This window comes from Flagellimonas nanhaiensis (genome assembly GCF_003382275.1).
In the GTDB taxonomy this organism is placed as follows: Bacteria; Bacteroidota; Bacteroidia; order Flavobacteriales; family Flavobacteriaceae; genus Flagellimonas; species Flagellimonas nanhaiensis.
The window spans coordinates 44622-68873 of sequence record NZ_QTJX01000004.1 but is presented as its reverse complement, the minus strand read 5'-3'; the positions used below and the strand labels follow the sequence as shown (position 1 = coordinate 68873).

Here is a 24252-nt window from a genome sequence, read left to right as displayed (position 1 = left end):
GTGTTTTTGATTTATGATTTTCTTCGATTCACCCTTAATAGTAATAATGCACCCATCAAGAAGAAAATGCCCAAAAATATTGTGCTGTTTCGCATGCTTCCGGTAAGTTGGGCAACCGCACCATACATAAAGGTTCCTATGATAATTCCAATTTTTTCGGCAACATCATAGAAACTAAAAAAGGACGCGGTATCTGTGGTTTCAGGTAAAAACTTAGAATAGGTGGACCGGGACAAGGCTTGAATTCCACCCATAACAATGCCCACAAGACCGGCTGCAATATAAAAATCCATTGGGGTCTGCAGAAAATAGGCATAAATACATAGCGCCAGCCAAAAAACATTGATAACTACCAGGGTTTTAATATTCCCAAAAGTCTTTGAAGCCTTCGCTGTCATGGTAGCTCCAAAGATTGCCACAATCTGAATTACCAAAATACTAATGATGAGGCCTGTGGTTCGCTCGCTATCCGTTCCCCAATTAATTTCTTCTTCACCAAAATAGGTTGCAATGAGCATAATGGTCTGTACGGCCATACTGTACACAAAAAAAGCTCCGAGATATCTCTTCAACCTGGTTTCCTCGCCCAGCTGCTTCCATACAATTCCCAACTCTTTAAAACCATTAAGGATGATATTGGTCCGCTCCCCTTCTCTTTTGTTTCCCTGAGGCAGATTGGCAAAAGTGTATTGACTGAACAATATCCACCACAGCCCCACTGAAATAAATGAGTATTTCATGGCCTTAATTTCTGCCACTTCCCCTCCACTATCGGTAATTCCGAAAAAATCAGGCTGCATTACCATGGCAAGGTTAAAAACCAACAAAATTACGCTGCCAACATAGCCCAACGAGAATCCTTTGGCACTTATACTATCTTGTTGTTCCGGAAAGGCAATATCTGGTAAATAGGAGTTGTTGATGGCAAAACTTACCCAAAAACCTACCAATCCAAAGAAATAGCAAATCAATCCAAAATAAATGTGTTCCAATGAAAACCAATAAAGACCGATGCAGGAGAGCGCACCCAAATAGCAAAAGAACTTAAGGAAAACCTTTTTGTTTCCAAGATAATCCGCAATACCTGAAACCAGAGGAGTAATTATGGCGATAAAAACAAATGCAAGTGATGTTACATAACTAATCAAGGGCGCTCTGGCTATTTCACCCCCGAATATGGTAACCTTTTCAATTTCGGCTACGCGAAACAAGGCCCCATAAAATATTGGAAAGATTGCCGAAGAGATGACCAAACTGTATACCGAATTGGCCCAGTCGTAAAATGCCCAGGCATTCAACAATTTTTTACTTCCCTTAATTGCCAGAACTCTTTCCATACTATTTGTTTAAAAAAAATGTCATTTCGATTTCAAGGGAGAAAATCCTAACTCGGAAGTGGTTCTCCTCTTAACCGAAATGACATTACTTATTTAGTGGTGTCCAATCTTATTTGAATGACGTTACCCCAAACTTAGCAGCTTCTTGTTTTGCTGCCGGAGCCCAGGCCGTTAGATTATTGATTCTTGTGTCATTGGAGGGGTGGGTACTCAAAAATTCCGGAGGTGCCTGCCCCCCAGCTTTTGCTTTCATTCTCCTCCAAAGATGGGCCGCCTCATCAGGGTTATAACCTGCGATGGCCATAATTTGTAATCCAATTCTATCCGCCTCTGTCTCATGGCTTCTACTGAAAGGAAGCATCACCCCTACTGTAGAACCCAAGCCGTAGGCTTGATTGAACATGTTTCTTTTTTCAGGGTCTTTGATGGCCACATTACCGGCAACAGCTCCTATTTGTTGAACCATTCCTGCGCTCATTCGTTGAGCTCCATGGTCTGCCAAGGCATGCGCCACTTCATGGCCCATGACAACCGCAATTCCAGTTTCGCTTTCAGCAATTGGTAGAATTCCAGTGTAAAAAACGATTTTACCTCCTGGCATACACCAAGCGTTTACTGTCTCGTCGTTGACCAGGTTGTACTCCCATTTATAATCCTTTAAATAACCCGGATATCCATTGGCGTCCAACCAACGTTCTGCAGCGGTAGCGATTCGCTGTCCAACCCTGGTGATCATTTCAGCCTCTGAGGTACCGGTAATGACCTTGTTTTCATTCAAAAACTGGTCATATTGTGCAAATGCCATCGGAAATATCTGGCTATTCGGATAAAAATTTAGTGTGCTCTTCCCTGTAAACGGGTTTGTCTTGCACGCAGCTACAGCAAAAAATACTGCCGCTGTAAGAATTAATCTTTTCATCATGTTAATAGTGTTTAGTAAAGGTAAATTACGAAAAATTATGTTCCGAAAATATGCAGTTCGGTAAAATCCTTGCTTACCTCTAACGAGTTATTTCCATTGAGTTTTATATCCTTTGGATTTACTTCTTCATTGTCCAATTCTACCTTGCCAATTGTAAAGGGCAATCCGTGAAATGTAAGTTTGAACTTGCTATATGAAGTAATAAAATCACCATCTTTAAACTGTTGGATAATCAATTCTTTCTTCTTGCCCCGTAGCCTGAATCTTCTGAGACTGAATCTTCCTTTTTTGTAGTCGTAACCATCCTGTTGGTCTTCAAAAACAGTAGAATTTTCAATTCCTTCTTTATAGTAAACATCAATTCCCAACTCTTTGATGTCCAACTCGCCCACATATTGCTGAACCGGGTATTTTGGAACCATAGCTCCTTCCTTCACGTATAACGGAATTACATGAATAGGTGCGGCTACCCATTTTTCCACTCCACCGGTGATTACCTCATCAGTCCAGTAGCTATACCATTTTCCTTTAGGAAAATACATGCGTCTACCTTGGGAATTAGGTTCTTGTACAGGACATACGAGCAAATGTTCTCCAAAAAGGAACTCATCCGTTCTAAAATGGGTCTGTTGGTCTTCTTGATCGTAGAATACCAACGATTGAATCATGGGCATCCCATTTTTTATGTATTTATAGAAGGTTGTGTACAAATAAGGTAACAGTTGATACCTGAGCTCAATATACTTTCGAACAATATCGGTAATCTCATCGCCAAAGGACCAGGGTTCTTGGTCGCCATGATCTCCACTTGAATGTACCCTACAAAATGGGTGAAAAATTGCCAGTTGAATCCAGCGAGCGAACAACTCACCATTGGGCTGTTCTGCAAAACCACCAATATCGGAACCTACAAACGAGTATCCACTCATACACATGCGTTGCATCTGCACATTGGCAATCCAAAGATGTTCCCATGTGGCCACATTGTCCCCCGTCCACGTGGCACAATAGCGCTGGGCACCGGAATAAGCCGCTCGGGTCAGCACAAAAGGTCTTTTTGGAAAGCTAAACTTCTTTACCCCTTCGTAGGTAGCCCTTACCATTTGCATGCCGTAGATGTTGTGCGCCTTTCTATGGCTACAAGGATGTCCGTCATAATCGTGCCGAACATCAAGATTGGCAGTTTTTGTTGGAACTTCCATTACGGCGGGTTCGTTCATGTCATTCCATACGCCATGAACCCCCATTTCCTCTATCATCTCTTTGTACAATCCAGCCCACCATTCTCTTACCTCCGGATTGGTGAAATCTGGAAACTTACATTCTCCAGGCCATACTTTCCCCTTAAAATGGGGACCGTCCGCCCTTCTACAGAAAAAACCATTGTCCATGGCTTGCTGATAAACCCAATAATCCCTGTCTATCTTAATTCCGGGATCGATCATGGTGATGGTCTTAAATCCATCTTCTTCCAGCTCCTCAATCATTTTTTTTGGATTGGGAAAGTGTTGATTGTTCCAAGTAAAGCATCGGAAGCCTTCCATATAGTCGATATCCAAGTAAATGGCATCGCAGGGAATTTTTAACTTTCTAAAGGTTGATGCAATTTTTTTGACCTTTTTTTCAGGGAAATAACTCCATTTGGATTGGTGGAAGCCCAAAGCCCATAGCGGGGGTAACTCAGGAACTCCTGTAAGGTCGGTATAGGCCTCAACCACTTGACTCATTTTAGGGCCATAAAAGAAATAATAGTTCATTTCTCCTCCATCTGCCCAAAAACTGGTCACATTTCTTTTCTCGTTCGCAAAATCAAAATAGGTACTGAAGGAATTATCAAAGAAAATACCATATGCTATATTCTCCTTAAGTCCAACATAGAAAGGAATTGCTTTATATAAGGGTTCCTGATCCTTTCCATAGGCATAGGAATCCGTTACCCAATTGTTTACCCTCTTTCCTTTTAAGTTGGTATGCGAAGCTTTGTCGCCCATTCCATAATAGCTTTCACCGGAATGGCAAACTTTACTCATCTTCACATTGTTTCCGCCATAATTGTAATTTTCCTCCCAATGGAAGCCAAGTTCATCTTGAGTGATGACAGTTCCTTCTAAATCCGTTATATGAACTTTAAGATTGGCTTTATCTATATGAATTTTGACCTTGGAAGTGGTAATGATATATTCCGGGACCTCATCCTGTATAGAAAGTTGGTTATACCCCAAGCTTACATCATCACTTATGGCATAGGAAAAATCAGGTTCAAAAACATGTTCTGTGGCATACCTGAATCTTATGGCGCTATCCCGTAGAATGGTCAGTTCTAAAATAACCCCGTTCTGGGTGGTAAAAAAGAACTTGTCTTTCTCCTGTTTGAAGTCTACAATATGGTTGGGATATTGGTTTCCTCTTTTTGCTATCTCTGTATTGGTGATCATACCCTAGTTCGTTGAAACTAACAAAAGAAACACTTTAGAGTGAGAAATTAAAAAGATGTTCAAAACATCTCCACTATAACGTTTTAGTGTTCATTTTATCTATAAATAGCTACACCCAAAGGAGGTAGAGTCAAGACAACGGATTGATCAAAGCCATTCCAGGGTTTGGCTGCAGGTTTTACCGTTTTCTTTCCTGTGCCACTACCTGAATATTTGGTATCGTCGCTGTTAAAAATCAATTTTAACTGGGAGGTTTTTGGAACCCCCACCCTATAGTTTTCCCTAGGAACAGGTGTAAAGTTGCAGGCGATGATTAAATCATCTTTGGAATCATGCCCCTTTCTTATATAGGTCAGGACCGTATTTTCACTATCGTTATGCTCTATCCATTGAAAACCTTCAGGACTAAACTGTTTTTCGTAAAGTGCCGGATTGCTCTTATATATTTTATTTAAATCCTGGATTACCTTCTGAATTCCGGAATGGAAATCATACTGGGTCAAATCCCAATCTAGGCTCTGTTGGTAGTTCCATTCTGATGATTGTCCAAATTCACCTCCCATAAAGAGCAAGTTTCCACCTGGATGGGTGAACATATACCCAAATAACAGTCGAAGGTTGGCAAAACGTTGCCATTCATCTCCCGGCATACGATACAGGAGAGATTGTTTGCCATAGACCACCTCATCATGCGAAAACGGAAGCATAAAATTCTCCGTAAAGGCATAAGTCATGCTAAACGTAATGTCATTTAGATCATAAGATCGGTATATCGGCTCTTTTTTGAAGAATTCCAGAGTATCGTGCATCCACCCCATCATCCATTTCATTCCAAATCCAAGGCCTCCAAGGTCCACAGGCTTGGTCACTCCAGAAAAAGCGGTTGATTCTTCAGCAATGGTCTGTACGCCTTTAAAACTGGCATATACCTCGGTGTTCATCTCACGAATGAAGGACATGGCCTCCAAATTCTCGTTATTTCCATACATATTGGGTTCCCATTCACCTTCCTCCCTAGAGTAATCTAAATATAGCATGGAAGCCACTGCATCCACTCTAAGCCCATCTACATGAAAATGATCCAGCCAAAAAATGGCGTTGCTAATGAGAAAAGCCCTTACCTCATTTCTTCCATAATTGAAAATCAAGCTTTTCCAATCGGGATGATAGCCCTTTCTGCGGTCCGGGTGTTCATACAGGTGTGAGCCATCAAAAAAACCAAGACCATGGGCATCTTCGGGAAAATGTGACGGAACCCAGTCCAAAATGACCCCTATCCCCCTTTCATGGAATTTATCTACCAATAATTTAAAATCCTCCGGTTTTCCAAAGCGGGATGTAGGTGCAAAATATCCGGTAAGCTGGTATCCCCATGAGGGATCATACGGATATTCCATCACGGGCATGAACTCCACGTGGGTGAATCCCATTTTGTCCACATAGTCCACCAATTCATCAGCCAATTCAAGGTAAGACAGGTATTGCCACCCATTCTTTTTCTTCCAGGAGCCCAAATGGACCTCATATACCGAATAAGGCTTATCCAAACCATTTTTTTCTTCCCGGGTTTGCATCCATTTTTCATCCTTCCATTTATAGCTGGCTTCCCAAACCACAGAGGCGGTATTGGGAGGATGCTCACAAAGTCGGGCAAATGGATCGGCCTTTTCCGTCCAAATATTATCGTGGTGCGATTGAATTTTGTACTTGTATTTAGAGCCTTTGTCAACTCCTGGGATAAATCCTTCCCAAATTCCACTCTCATCCCATCTAACTTGAAGTTGATGCTCCCCATCATTCCAAAAATTGAAATCCCCTATAACAGAAACCGATTTCGCCGAAGGAGCCCAAACAGCAAAATAGGTTCCTTTGATTCCATCTACCACTGTCAAATGCGAGCCCAATTTATCATAAAGTCGAAAATGCTTTCCCGACTTAAAAAGATTGATGTCAAACTCAGTGAAAAAACTATGGGAGACTACCTTGGACATTACAGTTGGTTTATCAATTACAATATTACACATCTTTGTCCAAGAATCCGACTTTACCGCATTATTGCTAAAAAAAATAGAGGTTTTAAAAGAATGGTACGCTTTTTGGAAAGCTATGGAAAACAAGCATAAACAAGAAAAATCAATTATCATGAATAAATTCAACGCTATTATCGGAGCATTTTTAGTATTATTTATTGTCGCATGTGAAGGACCTACCGGCCCTCCAGGTTTTGACGGACTTGACGGTCGAGATGGACTGGATGGATTGGATGGCCAAGACGGAATTCAGGGACAAGTAGTTGAAGTGGATGGGGTCAATTTTGACTATGATGTGGATGGCAACATATATAGTAGCCTAATCACCTATAGTGATATTACAGACTTTGAGGTCTTTGAATCAGACGCGGTTTTGGTCTATCGTTTTGATGGTACAGTTGACCTTGACGACAACAGTACTGCAGACGCTTGGAGCCAAATTCCACAGAGTTTCTTCCTTCCAGAAGGTACCATACAATATGTTTCTGCACACACCTTTGTGGATGTGGAACTTTTTATAGATGGTAATTTCGATCTCTCTGCATTGGATACCGGTTTTACCGACGATCAAAGTTTCAGGATTGTCTTTGTACCAAGTGTTTTTGCCAATTCTTCAAGAATGGATACTTCCAACATCAACAACGTGATGTCCGCTTTGGGAATTAAAGAAGATGGTGTTAAAAAATTAAGTCTACAATAGTATACTAAATTGCGATTCTAAGTCCCATTGGTTTCAATGGGACTTTTTTGTTTCATATTTTTGAAAGGAGAGGGTCAAAATACCGTCTATTCAATAAAAAAAACGAAAATGGGGAAAAAATTGCTTTGGGTAGTTTTTCTAATCTTTATTGGATGCAAGGGTGTTTCACAAGAAGAAAAGAAAGAAACTGAAAAAGAAGAAACGGCTTATGCGGTCACCAAAACCGATGCGGAATGGCGGGCAGAACTGACCGATATGGAATACTACGTACTCAGGAAAGCAGCCACCGAAAATGCATTTACAAGCGACCTGCTAGACAACAAAGAGAAAGGAACTTATGTATGTGCGGCCTGTGCAACTCCCTTGTTCCGGAGTGAGTATAAATTTAAGTCAGGCACGGGGTGGCCCAGTTTTGACCGCGAAATTGAAGGTAATGTAGGATATAGTGTGGACTATAAAATTGGGGTAGCCCGAACCGAGGAGCATTGTGCAACTTGCGGGGGACATTTAGGACATGTTTTTAATGATGGACCACGAAATACCACAGGAAAAAGACACTGCATCAATGGCGTTGCATTGGATTTTATACCTGACGCCAACTAATAGTATTTGAACCAAAACCAACCATGGGTAAAAATTATCGTGTAGAAAAAACCGAAGAAGAATGGAAAAATGAACTGTCTCCAGAGGAATATCACGTCCTAAGACAAAAAGGAACAGAACGTCCCTTTTCCGGACAGTACAATTTGCATTTCGATAAAGGAGATTATCACTGCAAGGCTTGCAATGCCAAGCTCTTTGAAAGTGGCAACAAATTTGAAAGTGGTTGTGGCTGGCCCTCTTTTGACCAGGCCGTTGAAGGAGCCATTGAGTATATTCGCGATACTTCACATGGCATGATTCGGACAGAGACCCTATGTGCCAATTGTGGAAGTCATCTAGGGCACGTTTTCAATGATGGACCAAAGGAGACTACAGGGCAACGGTATTGCATAAATTCAGTAAGTATCGACTTTGACCCAGATAAATAATGATGAATTTTATCGAGAACTATCTGTCCAGTGCAAAATTTGAATTCCAACGGTACAAAACCATGGGAGACAAAACATTTGCACAACTTTCAGAACCTGAAATCCACTGGAAATACCAGGAAACGGACAATTCCATTGCCATAATTGTGAAACATATGGTAGGAAACATGCTGAGCAGATGGACCAATTTTTTAACGGAAGATGGCGAAAAGACATGGCGTAATCGTGAAATGGAGTTTGAAGGCCCCTACTCTGCCAAAACCGATATGTTGGTAGCATGGGAAAAAGGCTGGAAATGCCTTTTTGATGCTCTGGAAAGTGTTACTCCTTCAAATTTTGAATCCAAGGTCAAAATCAGAAACGAAGAACATACTATTATTGAAGCCGTAAACCGACAGTTGGCCCATTATTCCAGTCACGTAGGGCAAATTGTTTTCCTCGGAAAAATGGTCAAAGGAGCCGAATGGACCTCACTCTCAATCCCTAAAGGAGGGTCGGAAGCCTTTAATCAAAAAATGTTCGGAAAGGATAAATCTTAATTTCACAAACCATCAAAATTTTGGTTTTTCAGCCCTTGGGAATTGCATATTGAATTCCGTACTTTTGCACCTGCCCTTTAAGGGCTATTTCAACCATAACAACTAAAATTAAAAATCTGATGAGCAACTTCGATGTAATTGTTTTGGGCAGTGGTCCCGGTGGATATGTAACAGCAATACGGGCATCACAACTCGGATTCAAGACAGCCATTGTTGAAAAGGAAAGTTTAGGAGGTGTTTGCCTTAACTGGGGATGTATCCCTACAAAAGCCCTTTTAAAATCCGCTCAGGTTTTTGAGTATTTAAAGCATGCCGAAGATTATGGCCTTAGCGCCAAAAAAGTAGAGCATGACTTTGGTGCTGTGGTCAAAAGAAGTCGCGGTGTTGCCGAAAGCATGAGCAAGGGTGTTCAATTTTTAATGAAAAAGAACAAGATTGAGGTGCTCAATGGATTCGGAAAAGTACAGCCCGGAAAAAAAGTATTGGTCAAGGGCGAGCATGGTGATGCAGCTGAATATTCTGCTGACCATATCATTATAGCCACCGGAGCAAGAAGCCGAGAGCTTCCCAGCCTACCACAGGATGGCAAAAAGGTTATAGGCTATAGAGAAGCCATGTCCCTAGAAAAGCAACCCAAGAAAATGATTGTGGTAGGTAGTGGTGCCATAGGTATTGAGTTTGCCTATTTCTACAACTCCATGGGCACTGAAGTAACTGTAGTGGAGTATCTACCCAATATTGTTCCTGTTGAAGATGAAGATGTATCCAAGCAATTGGAACGCAGTTTCAAAAAAGCAGGGGTTAAAATAAAGACCTCAGCAGAAGTTACCCATGTGGATACTTCTGGAGATGGGGTTAAAGCTACCGTTAAAACTTCAAAAGGAGAAGAAGTTCTTGAGGCTGACATTGTTCTTTCAGCAGTAGGAATTAAAACCAATATTGAAAATATTGGCTTGGAAGATGTGGGTATTGCCGTAGACAGAGATAAAATTTTGGTAAACGATTACTATCAGACCAACATCCCTGGGTATTATGCCATAGGAGACGTAACTCCTGGACAGGCATTGGCACACGTTGCCTCGGCAGAAGGAATCCTCTGCGTAGAAAAGATTGCAGGTATGCACGTTGAAGCTTTGGATTATGGCAATATTCCAGGATGCACCTACTGTGTGCCCGAAGTGGCTTCCGTAGGCTTAACAGAGAAACAGGCCAGAGAGCAAGGTTACGATATAAAAGTGGGTAAATTTCCATTTTCTGCAAGCGGAAAGGCCAAAGCTTCCGGTACTCCTGAAGGCTTTGTCAAAGTAATTTTTGATGCCAAATATGGAGAATGGTTGGGTTGCCACATGATCGGTGTTGGGGTTACGGATATGATTGCGGAAGCGGTTGTAGCAAGAAAGCTGGAAACCACCGGACACGAAGTTCTTAAAGCAGTGCACCCGCACCCTACCATGAGCGAAGCGGTTATGGAGGCTGTAGCCGATGCCTATGACGAAGTAATTCACCTGTAAGTACATTTTTATATGAAATGGAACAATAGAAATATCCATAGGGATATTGCATATTTCTATATCGGCCTTATTATCGCTTTCTCGTTTTCGGGTATTATTTTGAATCACAGGCAAGATTGGTATCCCATGGATTATGCCTATGAAAGCGAAGAAGTTCAAATTGCTTTACCAGATAACCCTAAAAGCCTAGATTCTGAGGAGTTCATAAGGTCTATTGCCGAAAAATGGGATTTACAGGATAAATACGATGGTCACCGAATCCGGGGAGAGGAGCTTCGCGTTAGTTTTAAGCGCAACATTACCCTGGATATCAACATAAACAGCGGAAAAGGCTTTTTGGAGTACAAAAGAAAAGTTCCATTGTTGGGGCATACCATGTTTCTTCATAAGAGTACCAACAATTTTTGGATTTGGTATTCCGATATTTTTGGGGCAGCCATGTTGCTAATTGCATTTACAGGATTGTTCATCACCAAAGGAAAGAACAGTTTTAGAAAACGAGGCTGGAAATTGGCCTTGACCGGGGTTCTGTTTCCAATATTGTTCTTAATTCTGTTCGCCTAATGCTCAAACTATTTAGATATACGGCAATCCTTGAAGGAATTTCTTATTTGCTATTGTTTGGAATGACCATGCCCTTGAAACATTGGGCAGGAATATTGGAACCCAACAAGATTGTAGGCTACGCCCATGGTGGATTGTTTATTCTTTATGTCGCCATTGCGGCGGTTTTTTGTTGGGAGCGTAAGTGGAACCTTAAAAGATTCACAATGCTCTTTATCGCTTCTTTGCTGCCCTTCGGGACGTTTTACGCAGATACTAAGTATTTGAAACCTCTAAATCAAGAAGCTCTGAATAGCTAAATCGTAGCTCTGAAGCCCAAAACCAAGGATTACCCCTTTTGCTCCTGAAGAGATGTAGGAAACATGCCTGAAGTCCTCACGTTTATGGGTATTGGAAATATGTACCTCAACCACTGGAGCGCTTACAGCTTTTACGGCATCGCCAATACCTACGGAAGTATGTGTATATGAGGCTGCATTTAGCACAATTCCATCATAACTGAAGCCTGTTTCCTGTATTTTATCAATGAGTTCACCTTCAATATTGGATTGAAAGTACTCCAACTCCACTTTAGGGAATTTCTGTTGTAGCTCTTTAAAATAATCCTCAAAAGTAGTACTGCCATAAACCTCTGGCTCTCGTTTGCCCAAGAGGTTTAAATTGGGGCCGTTGATAATCATTAGCTTCATGGGATCAAAAATACAATAAAAAGCAAAGGGCGGGATATCCCGCCCTTTGTATCCTGATTATTGAGTAATCTAATTGATTGCAAATTGAAGCCCAAAACCAAAAGCGCCTACTTCATTATCGCCCACATCACTGAGAACAACAGAAGGACGCCAATCAAAATTGAGCACAAAGGGAACGCCATCGATTTTAAAATCGAGTCCCAAGTGTGGTCTGAGGGCAAAAATATTGTCAAAATCATCCACAAGGATAATACTTGGACCTATACCAGCATACCATCTTAACCCCCTAGCTCGAACAAATTGCTTATGATAGGAGTACAAAAAAGTCAATATAGTGGCATTATCTTCAAACCCTACATCGGCCTGGCCAACATGATGGTCGGAAAAAAAGTATTTTCCACTGGCTCCAAAAAAAGTGGCATCGTCATATAGATCAATTCCAAGACCTAAAGCGGCCTTATAACTAGTTTGGGCCTGTGTGGTTAAAACAAATAATGAGGTTGCAGCAAAAACAAATAGAATTTTTTTCATTTCTAAGCATTTAAAAGTTAATATTCATGGTTTTAAATTTCTATATCGATTTTGGGGTTATGAATATTCTTGTTTCCTGAAAATTGCCGCGCCTTCATTCTACAAATCAGAACAAAAACAGAATTCCTGCCATGGCAATGGAAAAATCACCTCCATCATTACTTATGTTCACATAAGAAACGTTCAGTTCTGTATTTCCGGTGATATTATAGCCTATCAACGGTCTCAGGTAAAATCCTCCATCATTTCCCTCATTTACACCCACAGCATAACCGGCATCAGCACCCAACTTAAATTGATAAGTAGGATAAATTCTTAGTGAAGCTGCCAAAGGAATAAATTGAAAGTCCTCAAATTCGGTTTCCACAGTAATTCCGCCTCCAGAAATTGTTCTGGTCTCACCAAAAGAGTTGATAAAGCCAGTTGCAGCGCCAAGGTCCAATAATTCTGAAACCCCTACATGATAAGCAAAATCAAATCCTATACTAAAACTGGAAATATCTGCAGCATCCCCAACTGGTATACCGGCAATAAGACCTGCTTTAATGTTGCTTCTGTCAACTTGTGCATGAACAGTGGAACCAATAATAAATAGAGTAATGATAGTTAATAAAGTTTTTTTCATGGTTGATTAAATTTACTAAAGGCTTAAACGGACCTATAGTAAATATAGTATGGTCAATTTCAAATTGTGGGGTTTATCGATGCGCCGAAAGTATTCAAATAACGAAACGATTATCTGTTTCAATTGACCAAGACGCCATATCAATTGATCAATGGATAAAAGATGACCCCAAAAATATATGTCGCTATATTTGATCATGAAATGGACCCAGGCATTGTTGGATTATAAAAACTATCTTAAGATAGAGAGAGGGCTTTCGGAAAACTCAATATCCAATTATGCCCTGGATGTCCAAAAGCTTTCAGATTATCTCACTGAACACAAGATTGAGGTTTCTCCTATTGCTATTGACCAAGAAGCTGTTCAGCAATTCATTTATGAAATTGCAAAAAACGTCAATCCTAGATCTCAAGCACGGATTATTTCTGGATTAAAAGGCTTTTTCAACTATTTGGTTTTTGAAGATTATAGGGAGGATAACCCTATGGATTTGATCGAGACCCCAAAAATAGGTCGAAAACTGCCTGATACACTTTCTGTCGATGAAATCAACGAATTAATTAAGGCCATTGACCTATCAAAATCCGAAGGGGAACGGAACAGGGCCATTTTGGAAACTCTGTATGGTTGTGGGTTACGCGTATCTGAACTGATCAACCTTAAACTATCAGACCTGTATTTTGATGAGGATTTCATCAAGGTCACCGGAAAAGGAAACAAACAGCGATTTGTGCCAATAAGTGATGTCAACCAAAAATATATTTTCATTTATAAAAATGAGGTGCGGGTACATCAGAACATACAAAAAGAGCATGAGGACTATTTATTCCTGAACAGAAGAGGAAAGCAACTCACTCGAGCAATGATTTTTACTATTGTGAAACAGTTGGCCGAGAAAATTGGGCTCCATAAAACCATTAGTCCCCATACATTTAGACATTCGTTTGCTACGCATCTATTGGAAAACGGAGCAGATTTGAGGGCCATTCAACAAATGTTGGGCCATGAAAGCATTACCACAACTGAAATCTACATGCATGTCAACCGATCTCAGCTGGCCAAGGTTCTTAAAGAATTCCATCCTAGAAAATAGATTTTAGAATTTCAATTTAGTTCCCAATTCGAAACGAGTTTTTCCTTTTCCATAGCCAAGCTTGTTAAAATCAGGTTTGCCAATAGGTTGAATTATTTTTGCTTCTATGAGCATATTGGGATTTACCTCGTGCCCAACTCCAAAAAAAGCTTCTTGCAGTGGTTTAGGGTTTGGATATCCCCTTCCTTTATTCAGCAAATCAAACTCCCATTGATAACCTCCAATCAAATAAGCTTTCTCCCCAATATATTGCTTTAGTTGAACGGGAATATTGAAACGATCCGCAAAATAGCTTCTAAAGTGTTCACCTCCAACGCTGACCTCGGCGCCCTCTCTTATTGGCGCATTAACCCTGAACCAAGCATAATAGGAAGCAGAGTCAAATTCTGGGTAGTTAAAACCTTCAATATAAATAGGAGTTTCGTTTGTTGAGGCCTGGCCATAGGCATATTGTACATATCCAAATTGTACTACCAACAATAGCACAGTTATTCTACCAGCAGATTTTGAGAGGTTGATCATCTCAATGAAGTTACCTCATTCACCAAAAAATGGATTGAAGATTGGCTAAAGTTTAACCTTTACGGAAGTTTTTGGCCCTAAGCGGTCTAAATACGTCTGGACTTGGAGGTTTTATATTCGTTTTTAAAGGGACGAATGATCAATCGCGCCTCACGGTCAAACCTGATATAATTGTACACCCAATTGATGAACACCACCAATCGGTTTCTAAATCCAATCAAAAAATATAGATGGACAAACATCCATACAAACCAGGCAAATACCCCTTGAAACTTAAACTTTTCTAAATCCACAACAGCCTTGTTGCGCCCAACCGTTGCCATACTTCCTTTGTCCTTGTACACGAAGGGTTTCATAGGTTTTCCGTCTACCAATCTCACTAAATTTTCGCCAAGATTTCGCCCTTGTTGCATAGCTGGCTGCGCCATCATGGGGTGTCCGTGGGGAAATGACTCTGTTTCCATTTGTGCAACATCGCCAATGGCAAAAATCTCTTTAAATCCCTCAACTTGATGAAAACGATTGACTTTTAATCTGTTTCCCCTGCAAAGCAATTCCTTGGCATCCAACCCTTTTATGGTTACAGCCTGCACTCCTGCCGCCCAAATCAAAGTAGCAGTTTCAAAGGAGGTGTTGCTATCAGTGGAGACCTGCTTTCCATCATAGTCCAAAACTCGTACATCTTTCCAGACATTAACGCCTAAACCTTCCAAGAAACGTTCTGCTTTACGAGAGGCCACTTCACTCATAGCGGGAAGAATTCTATCACTTCCCTGTACAAGATTGATTTGTGCCCTACGTGTGTCCAAATCTGGATAATCCTTGGGTAGAATCCCTTTTTTGATTTCTGCCAAGGCACCGGCCAATTCCACTCCAGTAGGTCCTCCACCAACAATTACGAAATTCATAAGTGCATCTCGTTCATGAAGGTCATCGGTCAACAGGGCCTGCTCAAAATTTTCAAGAATTAGGCTGCGGAGATTCAATGACTGGGGAATAGTCTTCATGGCCATGCTTTTGGCCTCTATATTCTGGTTTCCAAAAAAATTGGTTTCAGAGCCTGTGGCAACCACCAAATAGTCATACCCAATAGCTCCAATATTTGTCTCTATCTTTTGCGCTCCAGTGTCAATTTTGTTCACCTCAGCCAATCGAAAATAAAAATTAGGGTATCCCTGCAATACTTTACGAATGGGGTAAGCAATGGAATCAGGCTCCAACCCTCCAGTTGAGACCTGGTACAAAAGTGGTTGAAATGTATGATAGTTATGCCTATCTAAAAGGACTACCTGCATTTCTTTTTTACTTAACTTCTTTGCTAAAGAAATGCCCCCAAAGCCACCACCAATAATAATGACCCGAGGAAAACTGGATTGCGGAATATTCATAGCTGACATGAGCGCAAATTTACGCATTCCAGCATCGACAAAACCATCCCTGCCCGTGTTTTTTAGTATCTTTAGGAGCTAACTCAAATACACTCCAAAAAATGAAGAAATTTTTCCTTTTCAGTATTGTTGCCCTATTGTCCACAACCCATATTCTTTCCCAAGAAAATAGAGAGACCGTTCTTAAAGGACTAAATGCCAAAACACAGGATTACGGCAGTATTGCACATGAAATCTGGGAATTGGCCGAGATGGGATACTTGGAAGAAAAAAGCTCTGCTTTATTGCAAAAAACGCTTTCGGACCAAGGGTTTTCAATTAAGAAAGGAATAGCAGGAATTCCAACTGCCTTTGTTGCGGAATATGGATCTGGTTCTCCAGTAATTGCTATCCTTGGAGAGTATGATGCCTTACCAGGCTTATCGCAACAAGCGGTCCCTGAGAAAAAGTCGGCCAACAAAGCTGCGGGACATGCCTGTGGACACCATCTTTTTGGTACAGCCTCTACTGCCGCCGCCATTGCGGTGAAAGATTGGCTAAAGTCCAACAAAGTGCAGGGAACCATACGATTTTATGGTTGCCCGGCCGAAGAAGGGGGATCGGGAAAAGTTTATATGGTACGTGAAGGGGTGTTCAATGATGTAGATGTTGCCCTGCATTGGCATCCAGGCTCTCAAAATGCGGCAAGCGCTGGAGCAGCTTTGGCAAACAAATCGGCTAAATTTAGGTTTTATGGCACCTCGGCCCATGCTGCCGGAGCCCCTGAAAGAGGTCGCTCTGCATTAGATGGGGTTGAAGCTATGAACATGATGGTCAACATGATGCGTGAACATATTCCTCAAGAAGCTAGAATACATTATGTCATCACCGATGGCGGAAAAGCACCAAATGTGGTTCCTAACTTCGCAGAAGTGTACTATTATTCCCGCCACAACAACAGAGATGTTGTCATTGATATTTTTGATAGGATCGTAAAAGCAGCTGAAGGAGCCGCTTTGGGTACAGGGACCAAAATGGACTATGAGATGATTGGCGGCACACATGAGCTCTTGGCCAATCTTACCCTTCAAAAAATTATGCATGATAACTTGACCAAAGTTGGAGGAATCACCTATAGCGATGAAGAAAAGGCATTTGCCGAGAAAATATCCAAGAGTATGGGATATGAAACTTTGGATATGGAAAGAGCCAAAGGTGTTCAACCATATAAAGAAATTGCCAGAGCTTATGGTTCTACAGATGTTGGCGATGTCAGCTTTACAGTGCCAACCGTAGGGATGTCAGCTGCAACTTGGGTCCCTGGGACTCCTGCCCATAGTTGGCAGGCCGTAGCAGCAGGGGGAACTTCCATTGGCCCCAAAGGAATGATGGTAGCAGCCAAAACCATCACACTTACTGCAATAGACCTTTTTGAAAAGCCAGAGATTGTTTCCAAAGCAAAAGCCGAACTTGAAGAAAGACGTGGTAAGGATTTTAAATACATACCATTATTAGGAGACCGACCTCCGGCCTTGGATTATCGCAAATAATCCCATTTTATCCAAAGAGTGTAACAAAACTCATGATTTGGGTACTTATAGGGTAAACTACCAACCAATTAGTGGACAAGGAACTGGAACATCGTTTTGTGACGGAGCTTGAGAACAATCAGAATATTGTTCACAAAGTATGTAGCCTGTATACAAATGACAGGGATTCGCATAACGATTTATTCCAGGAAATAACAATCCAGCTATGGAAGGCCTATCCAAAATTCAGGGGAGATTCCAAATTCAGTACGTGGATGTACCGTGTGGCCCTGAACACCGCGATAACCCTCTATAGAAAGTCCAAGAAAAGAATTAAGACAAAAGACTATGATTCGTTGATCTTTAAGATAAAAGCCGACGAATATGATGATACCCAGGAAAGACAATTGAAATTAATGTACGATGCGGTTAAACAACTGGGTGATATTGACAAGGCATTGGTCTTTTTGTACCTAGAGGACAAGGACTATTCGGAAATATCCGAAACCCTTGGTATAACAGAAGTAAATGCCCGCGTGAAGATGAACCGGGTAAAAAATAAATTAAGAACCATACTAAATCCGTAAACTATGTTGGATGAACTGGAACTCTTAAAAAAGGATTGGCAAAAAAAGGAAGAACACCTTCCTAAATTGTCCTATGATCAGATTTACAAAATGATTTGGAAGAAATCATCCTCAATAGTAAAATGGATTTTTTACATCAGCATAATTGAGTTTATACTTCCACATTTGCTCTATCTGGTTCCATCCATGAGAAACAACCTCGATATCTATTCAAATCTGGGTTTGACCAACGTGTTTTTAGTCATCAGCATTCTTCAATATGTGGTGATTTTCTATTTCATCTACCAGTTCTATAAAAGATATCAGGAAATATCAGTCTTGGATAGCGCAAAACAACTTACTTCCAATATTCTACGGACGAGAAAAACGGTCAAGCATTATGTAATCTTTTCCCTTTCCATGGTGCTTCTCACTTTTTTAATGCTCATTATCGGCATTTATTTTAGTGATAATGTATTGGAGACCCTTGGTCTAGCTGGAAAAATGGACTCTGTACCAATTGAAAAGGCGAAATTTATCATCATGGCCAGTTTTGCCATATTTGGAGTCTTGTTCACCTTGGCTTTGGGTGGTATTTATTTTCTCCTTTATGGACTACTGACGAGAAAATTGAGAAGAAACTTCAGAGAATTGCAAAAATTGGAGGTTTAATCTCCCCGGTAACTGTATCTCCTTTTTTGATGCTCCTCTTCATAAGCGGCAAGTTCATCTTGCGAAATCACTTTTAAGAACGATGGGTGTTGTTCTATGGCATACTCCAGTTTTTCTATGATGGAATCTATAGATTCATTTTCATAATCTATCTCTAGAGGAGCCTTTACCTGCATGGACTGTAATATCCCTTTCTTCTTGACCCGAAGTCCTTTTTTATCAAAGGAACGCCTAAACCCATCAATAACAACAGGCACCACAATAGGTTTATATCTTTTTATGATATGTGCCGTACCTTTCCGCAATGGTTTCCAAGGCGTAGTAGTACCTTGGGGAAACGTAATTACCCAACCATCATTCAATGCTTTGGCTATGTTACTGATATCACTCATCTTAACCTGCCTGTTCACATCCTGCCCACCTGCACGCCAAGTACGCTCAATACTAATAGAGCCGGCATAGGCCAAAATCTTGGTCAGCAGACTCTTTTTCATCGTCTCTTTAGCAGCTACATAATAGATATTGAGTTTAGGATTCCAGAGGTAGCCAAGATTTTTGATACTGTCGTCCCTGCCTTTTAAACTGGCATTGAACACATGGAACATAGCTACAACATCTGCAAAGTAGGTCTGGTGATTGCTTACAAAAAGAACATTGGTTTCAGGGAGGTCTCGAATAACCTGAGAGCCTTCTATTTCCAATGTATTGAACCCCTTATAACGCTGGTGGGTAATCATACCTGCAATACGGATCAGCCAACGTTTCAAAAACAAAATGTGACCAAAAGGGTTCGTTTTGAATAATCCCATAGGGTAACGGTTAAGAGGCAAATTTACAAAATAGCCTTTAAAGCACTTGTTTTAGAAGCTCCTTGATTTCGCTCATCATCATGGCAGTGGCACCCCAAACCGTATAACCATTTAATTTGTAGGCAGGTACGTGGATGTTCTTGGCGTATGACGTACTGAGAGTTTCCTCAATATGGTTAGAGTCATCCAAAAAATCACGTAGATACACTTCTACCAATGCCTCAACTTCACTTTCTTGAATTAAAAAAGGCTTTGGTCTGTGATAAATGCCCAAATAAGGCTGCACCATAAAGTTGCTCGGTGGAATGTAAATCTCACTCAACTCTTTGATGACCTCAATTTCATTTGGATGCACCCCCACTTCCTCATGCGTCTCCCTCAAAGCGGTATCCTTTAAATCCTTATCAAATTCTTCAACTTTTCCACCGGGAAAGCCAATTTGATTGGAATGCACCCCTTCGTATGCCTTTCGTAAAATGAGCAGTAACCTGGTTTCCTCTTGAAAATCTGGATAAAAAAGAGCCATCACTCCGGCTCTCTTGGGGTTCATTTGTTCAACCCTGTTGGATTTTAGCCATTGAATACGCAACTCGGGGGACATTTTGTGATGTGAATCAGTCCCGGGAAGTGGTAGATTTTTTATTTTTAGTGCCAGTTGACAAAAATCCTTAAAATCCATGTTGTTAAGACAATTGGCTTTCTCTCTAAGTTTAGTATTCTTTTTCAGCTCCTGCGGGGAAACTCCCAAAAAGGAGAATTCCACTAACGAAAATACCATCAAAAAAAATGATACCCTGGTTTTATCCGAAGAAAATGAAGTTGAACCAAAGAAAAATGAAGAACAAGAAGAAGCTTTTGTACTCGATGAAGAGAATGTAATCGATTTTTTCTTCAATTATGCAAAAGAACTCAAGGCCAATAAGGTAAAATTAACCACTACCATGGGCAGTTTTACGGTGGAACTCTACGACAATGTGCCCTATCACAAAGCCAATTTTATCTACCTGGCCCGCAAGCAGTATTTTGATAGCACACAATTCCACCGTGTGGTCAAGGATTTTATAATTCAGGGTGGAAACTCAGATGATAAAAGAACCTCTAAAAAACGGAGAGAGATAGGACGTTATCTTTTACCTCCGGATGCTAAAAAGGGCTATAAGCACCATAGGGGCACCATTTCTATGCCCAGCAGTGAGCGGGATAATCCCCATAAATTGGCCTCGCCCTATGAATTTTTTATTGTGGTCACAAAACCAGGATCATATCATTTAGACGGTTCCTACACCCCTTTTGGACGTGTTGTTGAAGGAATGGATGTAGTGGATGCCATAAACAATGTTCCCGTTGGAGATGGGGACTGGCCCTGGCAAAGTATCTACATTCTTAAGGCCGAAGTACTATAAACCGAAAAACAAAAAGCATGGTACAGACTAAAGAACATACCTATTCGGATGGCAAGGAAACCTACCAGGGAGTTATAGCATTTGATGACGCTTTTGAAGGTAAAAGACCCCTAGTTCTTGTATCCCATACTTGGGTAGGGCAATCAGATTTTGAAACCAACAAAGCCGTTGAGCTTGCGAAGTTGGGGTATTTGGCATTTGCCATTGATGTCTACGGAAAAGACAAAAGAGCAAACAATCCATCGGAAGCCGAAGCCTACATGAATGAAATGTTGGCAGACCGACAAGAACTGCTAAACAGACTTTTGCTGGCCATGGATTCCTTAAAACAGCATGAGTTGGCCGATGTTGAAAAAATTGGAGCTATTGGTTTCTGCTTTGGAGGTAAATGTGCGCTGGACCTTGCCCGCTCAGGAGTGGACATCAAGGGCGTGGTAAGTTTTCATGGAATTTTTGATCCTCCCGGAATTGACCATGAAGGAGACATAAAAGCCAAGGTTTTGGTCCTACATGGATGGGAAGACCCATTGGCCTTGCCCAAGGATATTGAAATGCTCGGAAAAGAACTTACCGAACGGAATGCCGTTTGGGAAATGGATATTTTTGGCCATACCGGTCATGCGTTCACCAACCCAAATGCAAACGCTCCCGAACAAGGCATGCAATACAACTCACTGGCAAATGCTCGCGCATGGAAACGTATGGTTACGTTTTTTGAAGAAGTTTTTGCCAGTTGAACCTGAATCTAGGAGACTGACCCGATAACCTGTACTCTCTTGAAGCGCTATAGATTCTTTTTCGCTGTGGCTCCCATAGCATTAAAAGTGCGGCAATAATAATTAGGTTTTTGATGATGTACTGCCCTAAAAGCGTCAAGTGCAACGGACCATCGTTGAAGGTCTCATTTGGAAAAAATAGTAATGGCGCAAAGGTAAAGACCATATGTACCAGTGCCAAAAACACTGTGGCCCTCCTCCAAAGGCTCAAAATCAGGAACAATCCTATTCCAACCTCCCAAACGGCCAAAAGTATTATTGAAATATCACCAGGAATCAATCCAAAAGTCAGTTCATGAATAGTATTTTTTGCAAGTCCCTCTGCTGGACTAAGGTCTGGGAAAAACTTCAATGTCCCGAACCATAGATAAACCAATCCTACTGAAATGGCTAAAAGGCTGTTCTTGGTTTTCAATCTCATTGTGTACTTTGTTTGATTGTTGAATCTAGGTCTTTTTTAAGCCAGCCTTTCTTGCAGGCTGTTAGGTTTTATCAAACCGAGTCCAAAATACCATTATGAAAACAGCCTATCGGCTAATAAAACCCTAAAAAAAATTAAGCGACGGTTAATTGTATTAATGAAAGATTAATCAAACTTAAAGAATGGATATATTTGGTTTATTTAGTGTGAGTTTTGAAAAGACGGGGCATTTATATCATCATTTTTGCGGTATCCATTCTAGGTTTGGCCCTGATTCAGTATAAATATCTCCAAATAGGGCTAAGTCTCGCCAAGGTGCAGTTCAATAGAAAAGTCCAGGATGCCGTCGTAGAAATCGAAAATGACCTTAGCTCCACAAATCAACTTACCTTCTTGGTGGGCAAGGCTCTGCAAAAGGACGATAGCTATTTTAAACTAAGTGTGGACAGCATCCAAGATGCATCCAGTCACTTTCTAAACGATTTTATTACGGAAAAACTGGTAAGCCACGGTGTGGAAACCAAATTTTCGTACGATTTATTTTCCAAGGACAGCCTTTACTACCTAAAGTCTCCGTCAGTTTTCAAAAAGAAGGAAAATCTGGCCACCTACCCTATTCAATTGCACGGATATCTACCGGAATTATTGGATCAACGATTGGTCTTGGAACTTCAATTTGAAAACCTAAACAATTACTTTTTAAGCCAGCTCAATGGCCTCACCTTCCCCAGTCTCCTTTTTATTCTAGGGATAATCATAGCCATTGTTTGGGCACTTAGAACCTATTATTGGCAGCAAAACGTAATCACAACCACCAACGAGTTTATCAATAACCTTACCCACGAGCTCAAGACTCCCGTCTTCTCAATAAGCCTAGCCACAAAACTATTGGAGGAAAATGCAGACCCAAAACAACAACATGTGGTGTCCCTTATCAGACAGCAAACCGAACGACTTTCAGGACATATTGATAAGGTATTGGAGCTGGGAAACCTAGAACACAAGAAAAGTGTAATTACTATGGAGGAGTTGGATTTTGAGCCTTATCTATCAAAACTTTGTGAAGAGTTTGGTACCTTATCCTCTATTGAAGGGATTGATTTTGAATACAAGCTTGAAGATGGCCCATATTGGATAAATGCTGAAAGATTCCATCTTGAAAATGCAGTCAACAACCTTCTGGACAATGCCAAGAAATATTCGGAAAGCCCAAAAATCTTATTGAATTCCTTTAAAAAAGGAAGTAAATTGATTGTTGAGGTAGTAGATAATGGCAAGGGCATACACCCTGAAGACCATCAAAAAATATTCAAGAAATATTATCGCGTGGGCAATGGCAATGTACACGATGTAAAAGGTTATGGCCTGGGACTCAATTATGTAAAACGGGTCATTGATAGGTTCAAGGGAAAAATAGTCCTTGAAAGCGAACCGGACAAAGGAACTAGAATAACTATAGAGCTACCGTTGAGAAAAAATGGAAATGATGCATAAGATATTATTGGTAGAAGATGATGAATCATTGGGGTATTTACTTTCCGAATACCTAAAAATGAAATCATTGGACGTTGTTTGGGCAAAAAATGGAAAAAAGGCCCTTGAGATTATAGAACATGATCTCTTTGATTTAATCGTTCTGGATGTGATGATGCCCCAAATGGACGGATTCACTTTGGCCACATACATTAAGAAGAGGCATCCGGATATGCCATTCATTTTTCTAACAGCCAAATCCATGAAAATAGATGTGCTCAAAGGTTTTTCTTTGGGTGCCATGGATTACCTCAAAAAACCAATAGACGAAGAAGAGTTGGTTACACGAATCATGGCGCATCTATCTCGACTGGAAAAAACCGGACTGGCATCCACCCAAAAAGAAATTATACAGATCGGGAACTACGAGTTTGACAGTAGAAATCACAAACTGCTTATCAATGGTAAGGAAATACGCTTGACGGCTCGCGAGAATGAACTGCTCAAATTTCTTGTACAGAACAAAAACAATCTATCCTCCCACAAAGATATTTTGGTTCGAATTTGGGGAAATAACGATTATTTCAACCGCAAAAGCCTAAACGTTTTCATTACCCATTTGCGCAAACATTTTGAGCATGACCCAGCCATAAAAATTGAAAACATTCATGGTAGAGGTTTTATTCTTAAAGTAGAAGAATAGATAC

Annotated in this window: 27 protein-coding genes; 15 read left to right on the top strand and 12 right to left on the bottom strand. The window is 40.8% G+C overall.

All coding sequences use genetic code 11. From position 1 onward, the window contains the following. Positions 1-11 precede the first annotated feature (11 nt). The 4 genes from DX873_RS15080 to glgB all read right to left on the bottom strand — a co-directional run bounded on the left by DX873_RS15080 (position 12) and on the right by glgB (position 6685). On the bottom strand, positions 12-1337 hold the full coding sequence (locus DX873_RS15080; protein WP_116185333.1) for an MFS transporter: 1326 nt from the start codon (positions 1335-1337) through the stop codon (positions 12-14). A 109-nt stretch (positions 1338-1446) separates the two neighbouring features. Next, positions 1447-2256 carry a M48 family metallopeptidase gene (locus tag DX873_RS15075; protein WP_116185332.1) on the bottom strand — a complete coding sequence of 270 codons (810 nt, stop codon included), beginning with the start codon at positions 2254-2256 and terminating at the stop codon, positions 1447-1449. A 38-nt stretch (positions 2257-2294) separates the two neighbouring features. Continuing rightward, positions 2295-4694: a glycoside hydrolase family 31 protein gene (locus DX873_RS15070; protein ID WP_116185331.1), complete on the bottom strand. Its 2400-nt coding sequence runs from the start codon at positions 4692-4694 to the stop codon at positions 2295-2297. A 95-nt stretch (positions 4695-4789) separates the two neighbouring features. Next, positions 4790-6685 (bottom strand): 1,4-alpha-glucan branching protein GlgB, encoded by a 1896-nt coding sequence (gene glgB, locus DX873_RS15065; protein ID WP_116185476.1) that lies wholly within the window; start codon positions 6683-6685, stop codon positions 4790-4792. A gap of 151 nt (positions 6686-6836) precedes the next feature. Here glgB and DX873_RS15060 point away from each other — a divergent pair, with 151 nt between their 5' ends. From DX873_RS15060 to DX873_RS15030, 7 genes are all read left to right on the top strand, one after another. Then, positions 6837-7424, top strand: a complete 588-nt coding sequence (locus DX873_RS15060) for a collagen-like protein (RefSeq protein WP_116185475.1) — start codon at positions 6837-6839, stop codon at positions 7422-7424. Between the two features lie 108 nt (positions 7425-7532). Continuing rightward, positions 7533-8027 (top strand): peptide-methionine (R)-S-oxide reductase MsrB, encoded by a 495-nt coding sequence (gene msrB, locus DX873_RS15055; protein WP_116185474.1) that lies wholly within the window; start codon positions 7533-7535, stop codon positions 8025-8027. A gap of 23 nt (positions 8028-8050) precedes the next feature. After that, entirely contained in the window at positions 8051-8455 is a 405-nt protein-coding gene (gene msrB / locus DX873_RS15050) for a peptide-methionine (R)-S-oxide reductase MsrB (RefSeq protein ID WP_116185330.1), read from the top strand. A gap of 2 nt (positions 8456-8457) precedes the next feature. Further along, positions 8458-8994 (top strand): DUF1572 family protein, encoded by a 537-nt coding sequence (locus tag DX873_RS15045; protein WP_116185329.1) that lies wholly within the window; start codon positions 8458-8460, stop codon positions 8992-8994. Between the two features lie 119 nt (positions 8995-9113). Continuing rightward, entirely contained in the window at positions 9114-10505 is a 1392-nt protein-coding gene (lpdA, locus tag DX873_RS15040) for a dihydrolipoyl dehydrogenase (protein WP_116185328.1), read from the top strand. 12 nt (positions 10506-10517) lie between these two features. After that, positions 10518-11069: a PepSY-associated TM helix domain-containing protein gene (locus DX873_RS15035; RefSeq protein WP_116185327.1), complete on the top strand. Its 552-nt coding sequence runs from the start codon at positions 10518-10520 to the stop codon at positions 11067-11069. Then, the gene (locus tag DX873_RS15030; protein ID WP_116185326.1) at positions 11069-11368 is read left to right on the top strand and encodes a DUF3817 domain-containing protein; all 300 of its coding nucleotides are present in this window, start codon (positions 11069-11071) and stop codon (positions 11366-11368) included. The genes DX873_RS15035 and DX873_RS15030 overlap by 1 nt, the downstream gene beginning before the upstream one ends. Here DX873_RS15030 and aroQ read toward each other — a convergent pair. From aroQ to DX873_RS15015, 3 genes are all read right to left on the bottom strand, one after another. After that, entirely contained in the window at positions 11342-11758 is a 417-nt protein-coding gene (aroQ, locus tag DX873_RS15025) for a type II 3-dehydroquinate dehydratase (protein WP_116185325.1), read from the bottom strand. The two genes, DX873_RS15030 and aroQ, sit on opposite strands and share 27 nt — an antisense overlap. Positions 11759-11827: 69 nt before the next feature. Further along, a complete protein-coding gene (locus DX873_RS15020) occupies positions 11828-12289 on the bottom strand; it encodes a hypothetical protein (RefSeq protein WP_116185324.1) in 462 nt (153 codons plus the stop codon). A gap of 106 nt (positions 12290-12395) precedes the next feature. Further along, positions 12396-12914 carry a hypothetical protein gene (locus DX873_RS15015; protein WP_116185323.1) on the bottom strand — a complete coding sequence of 173 codons (519 nt, stop codon included), beginning with the start codon at positions 12912-12914 and terminating at the stop codon, positions 12396-12398. A gap of 196 nt (positions 12915-13110) precedes the next feature. Between DX873_RS15015 and xerD the strand changes: the two genes are divergently transcribed. Then, positions 13111-14007 (top strand): site-specific tyrosine recombinase XerD, encoded by an 897-nt coding sequence (gene xerD / locus DX873_RS15010; RefSeq protein ID WP_116185322.1) that lies wholly within the window; start codon positions 13111-13113, stop codon positions 14005-14007. A gap of 3 nt (positions 14008-14010) precedes the next feature. Here xerD and DX873_RS15005 read toward each other — a convergent pair whose 3' ends face one another. Together DX873_RS15005 and DX873_RS15000 are read right to left on the bottom strand one after the other, a co-directional pair. Beyond that, the gene (locus DX873_RS15005) at positions 14011-14529 is read right to left on the bottom strand and encodes a hypothetical protein (protein WP_116185321.1); all 519 of its coding nucleotides are present in this window, start codon (positions 14527-14529) and stop codon (positions 14011-14013) included. Between the two features lie 86 nt (positions 14530-14615). Further along, positions 14616-15917 (bottom strand): NAD(P)/FAD-dependent oxidoreductase, encoded by a 1302-nt coding sequence (locus DX873_RS15000; protein ID WP_116185320.1) that lies wholly within the window; start codon positions 15915-15917, stop codon positions 14616-14618. A 101-nt stretch (positions 15918-16018) separates the two neighbouring features. Here DX873_RS15000 and DX873_RS14995 point away from each other — a divergent pair, with 101 nt between their 5' ends. From DX873_RS14995 to DX873_RS14985, 3 genes are all read left to right on the top strand, one after another. Next, complete coding sequence (locus DX873_RS14995) at positions 16019-17446, top strand: amidohydrolase (protein WP_116185319.1); 1428 nt, start codon at positions 16019-16021, stop codon at positions 17444-17446. A gap of 71 nt (positions 17447-17517) precedes the next feature. Further along, a complete protein-coding gene (locus DX873_RS14990) occupies positions 17518-18012 on the top strand; it encodes an RNA polymerase sigma factor (RefSeq protein WP_116185318.1) in 495 nt (164 codons plus the stop codon). Between the two features lie 3 nt (positions 18013-18015). Beyond that, positions 18016-18663, top strand: a complete 648-nt coding sequence (locus tag DX873_RS14985) for a hypothetical protein (protein ID WP_116185317.1) — start codon at positions 18016-18018, stop codon at positions 18661-18663. Here DX873_RS14985 and DX873_RS14980 read toward each other — a convergent pair. Together DX873_RS14980 and DX873_RS14975 are read right to left on the bottom strand one after the other, a co-directional pair. Beyond that, complete coding sequence (locus DX873_RS14980) at positions 18660-19472, bottom strand: lysophospholipid acyltransferase family protein (protein WP_116185316.1); 813 nt, start codon at positions 19470-19472, stop codon at positions 18660-18662. The two genes, DX873_RS14985 and DX873_RS14980, sit on opposite strands and share 4 nt — an antisense overlap. Positions 19473-19509: 37 nt before the next feature. After that, positions 19510-20022, bottom strand: a complete 513-nt coding sequence (locus DX873_RS14975; protein WP_313777749.1) for an NUDIX hydrolase — start codon at positions 20020-20022, stop codon at positions 19510-19512. 127 nt (positions 20023-20149) lie between these two features. Here DX873_RS14975 and DX873_RS14970 point away from each other — a divergent pair, with 127 nt between their 5' ends. Further along, complete coding sequence (locus tag DX873_RS14970; protein WP_116185314.1) at positions 20150-20875, top strand: peptidylprolyl isomerase; 726 nt, start codon at positions 20150-20152, stop codon at positions 20873-20875. A gap of 17 nt (positions 20876-20892) precedes the next feature. Then, positions 20893-21612: a dienelactone hydrolase family protein gene (locus tag DX873_RS14965; protein WP_116185313.1), complete on the top strand. Its 720-nt coding sequence runs from the start codon at positions 20893-20895 to the stop codon at positions 21610-21612. Here the strand turns inward: DX873_RS14965 and DX873_RS14960 are convergent. After that, on the bottom strand, positions 21581-22072 hold the full coding sequence (locus DX873_RS14960; RefSeq protein ID WP_181899524.1) for a DoxX family protein: 492 nt from the start codon (positions 22070-22072) through the stop codon (positions 21581-21583). The two genes, DX873_RS14965 and DX873_RS14960, sit on opposite strands and share 32 nt — an antisense overlap. Before the next feature lie 213 nt (positions 22073-22285). Between DX873_RS14960 and DX873_RS14955 the strand changes: the two genes are divergently transcribed. Together DX873_RS14955 and DX873_RS14950 are read left to right on the top strand one after the other, a co-directional pair. Next, a complete protein-coding gene (locus tag DX873_RS14955; protein WP_116185312.1) occupies positions 22286-23566 on the top strand; it encodes a sensor histidine kinase in 1281 nt (426 codons plus the stop codon). Beyond that, entirely contained in the window at positions 23556-24248 is a 693-nt protein-coding gene (locus tag DX873_RS14950) for a response regulator transcription factor (RefSeq protein WP_116185473.1), read from the top strand. The genes DX873_RS14955 and DX873_RS14950 overlap by 11 nt, the downstream gene beginning before the upstream one ends. The last annotated feature ends 4 nt before the right edge of the window (positions 24249-24252 follow it).

Bases quoted from the DNA above. Each gene is read 5' to 3' on its own strand.
- DX873_RS15080 (WP_116185333.1), bottom strand. From the start codon at position 1,337: ATGGAAAGAGTTCTGGCAATTAAGGGAAGTAAAAAATTGTTGAATGCC.
- DX873_RS15075 (WP_116185332.1), bottom strand. From the start codon at position 2,256: ATGAAAAGATTAATTCTTACAGCGGCAGTATTTTTTGCTGTAGCTGCG.
- DX873_RS15070 (WP_116185331.1), bottom strand. From the start codon at position 4,694: ATGATCACCAATACAGAGATAGCAAAAAGAGGAAACCAATATCCCAAC.
- glgB (WP_116185476.1), bottom strand. From the start codon at position 6,685: ATGTCCAAGGTAGTCTCCCATAGTTTTTTCACTGAGTTTGACATCAAT.
- DX873_RS15060 (WP_116185475.1), top strand. From the start codon at position 6,837: ATGAATAAATTCAACGCTATTATCGGAGCATTTTTAGTATTATTTATT.
- msrB (WP_116185474.1), top strand. From the start codon at position 7,533: ATGGGGAAAAAATTGCTTTGGGTAGTTTTTCTAATCTTTATTGGATGC.
- msrB (WP_116185330.1), top strand. From the start codon at position 8,051: ATGGGTAAAAATTATCGTGTAGAAAAAACCGAAGAAGAATGGAAAAAT.
- DX873_RS15045 (WP_116185329.1), top strand. From the start codon at position 8,458: ATGAATTTTATCGAGAACTATCTGTCCAGTGCAAAATTTGAATTCCAA.
- lpdA (WP_116185328.1), top strand. From the start codon at position 9,114: ATGAGCAACTTCGATGTAATTGTTTTGGGCAGTGGTCCCGGTGGATAT.
- DX873_RS15035 (WP_116185327.1), top strand. From the start codon at position 10,518: ATGAAATGGAACAATAGAAATATCCATAGGGATATTGCATATTTCTAT.
- DX873_RS15030 (WP_116185326.1), top strand. From the start codon at position 11,069: ATGCTCAAACTATTTAGATATACGGCAATCCTTGAAGGAATTTCTTAT.
- aroQ (WP_116185325.1), bottom strand. From the start codon at position 11,758: ATGAAGCTAATGATTATCAACGGCCCCAATTTAAACCTCTTGGGCAAA.
- DX873_RS15020 (WP_116185324.1), bottom strand. From the start codon at position 12,289: ATGAAAAAAATTCTATTTGTTTTTGCTGCAACCTCATTATTTGTTTTA.
- DX873_RS15015 (WP_116185323.1), bottom strand. From the start codon at position 12,914: ATGAAAAAAACTTTATTAACTATCATTACTCTATTTATTATTGGTTCC.
- xerD (WP_116185322.1), top strand. From the start codon at position 13,111: ATGAAATGGACCCAGGCATTGTTGGATTATAAAAACTATCTTAAGATA.
- DX873_RS15005 (WP_116185321.1), bottom strand. From the start codon at position 14,529: ATGATCAACCTCTCAAAATCTGCTGGTAGAATAACTGTGCTATTGTTG.
- DX873_RS15000 (WP_116185320.1), bottom strand. From the start codon at position 15,917: ATGAATATTCCGCAATCCAGTTTTCCTCGGGTCATTATTATTGGTGGT.
- DX873_RS14995 (WP_116185319.1), top strand. From the start codon at position 16,019: ATGAAGAAATTTTTCCTTTTCAGTATTGTTGCCCTATTGTCCACAACC.
- DX873_RS14985 (WP_116185317.1), top strand. From the start codon at position 18,016: ATGTTGGATGAACTGGAACTCTTAAAAAAGGATTGGCAAAAAAAGGAA.
- DX873_RS14980 (WP_116185316.1), bottom strand. From the start codon at position 19,472: ATGGGATTATTCAAAACGAACCCTTTTGGTCACATTTTGTTTTTGAAA.
- DX873_RS14975 (WP_313777749.1), bottom strand. From the start codon at position 20,022: ATGAACCCCAAGAGAGCCGGAGTGATGGCTCTTTTTTATCCAGATTTT.
- DX873_RS14970 (WP_116185314.1), top strand. From the start codon at position 20,150: ATGTTGTTAAGACAATTGGCTTTCTCTCTAAGTTTAGTATTCTTTTTC.
- DX873_RS14965 (WP_116185313.1), top strand. From the start codon at position 20,893: ATGGTACAGACTAAAGAACATACCTATTCGGATGGCAAGGAAACCTAC.
- DX873_RS14960 (WP_181899524.1), bottom strand. From the start codon at position 22,072: ATGAGATTGAAAACCAAGAACAGCCTTTTAGCCATTTCAGTAGGATTG.
- DX873_RS14950 (WP_116185473.1), top strand. From the start codon at position 23,556: ATGATGCATAAGATATTATTGGTAGAAGATGATGAATCATTGGGGTAT.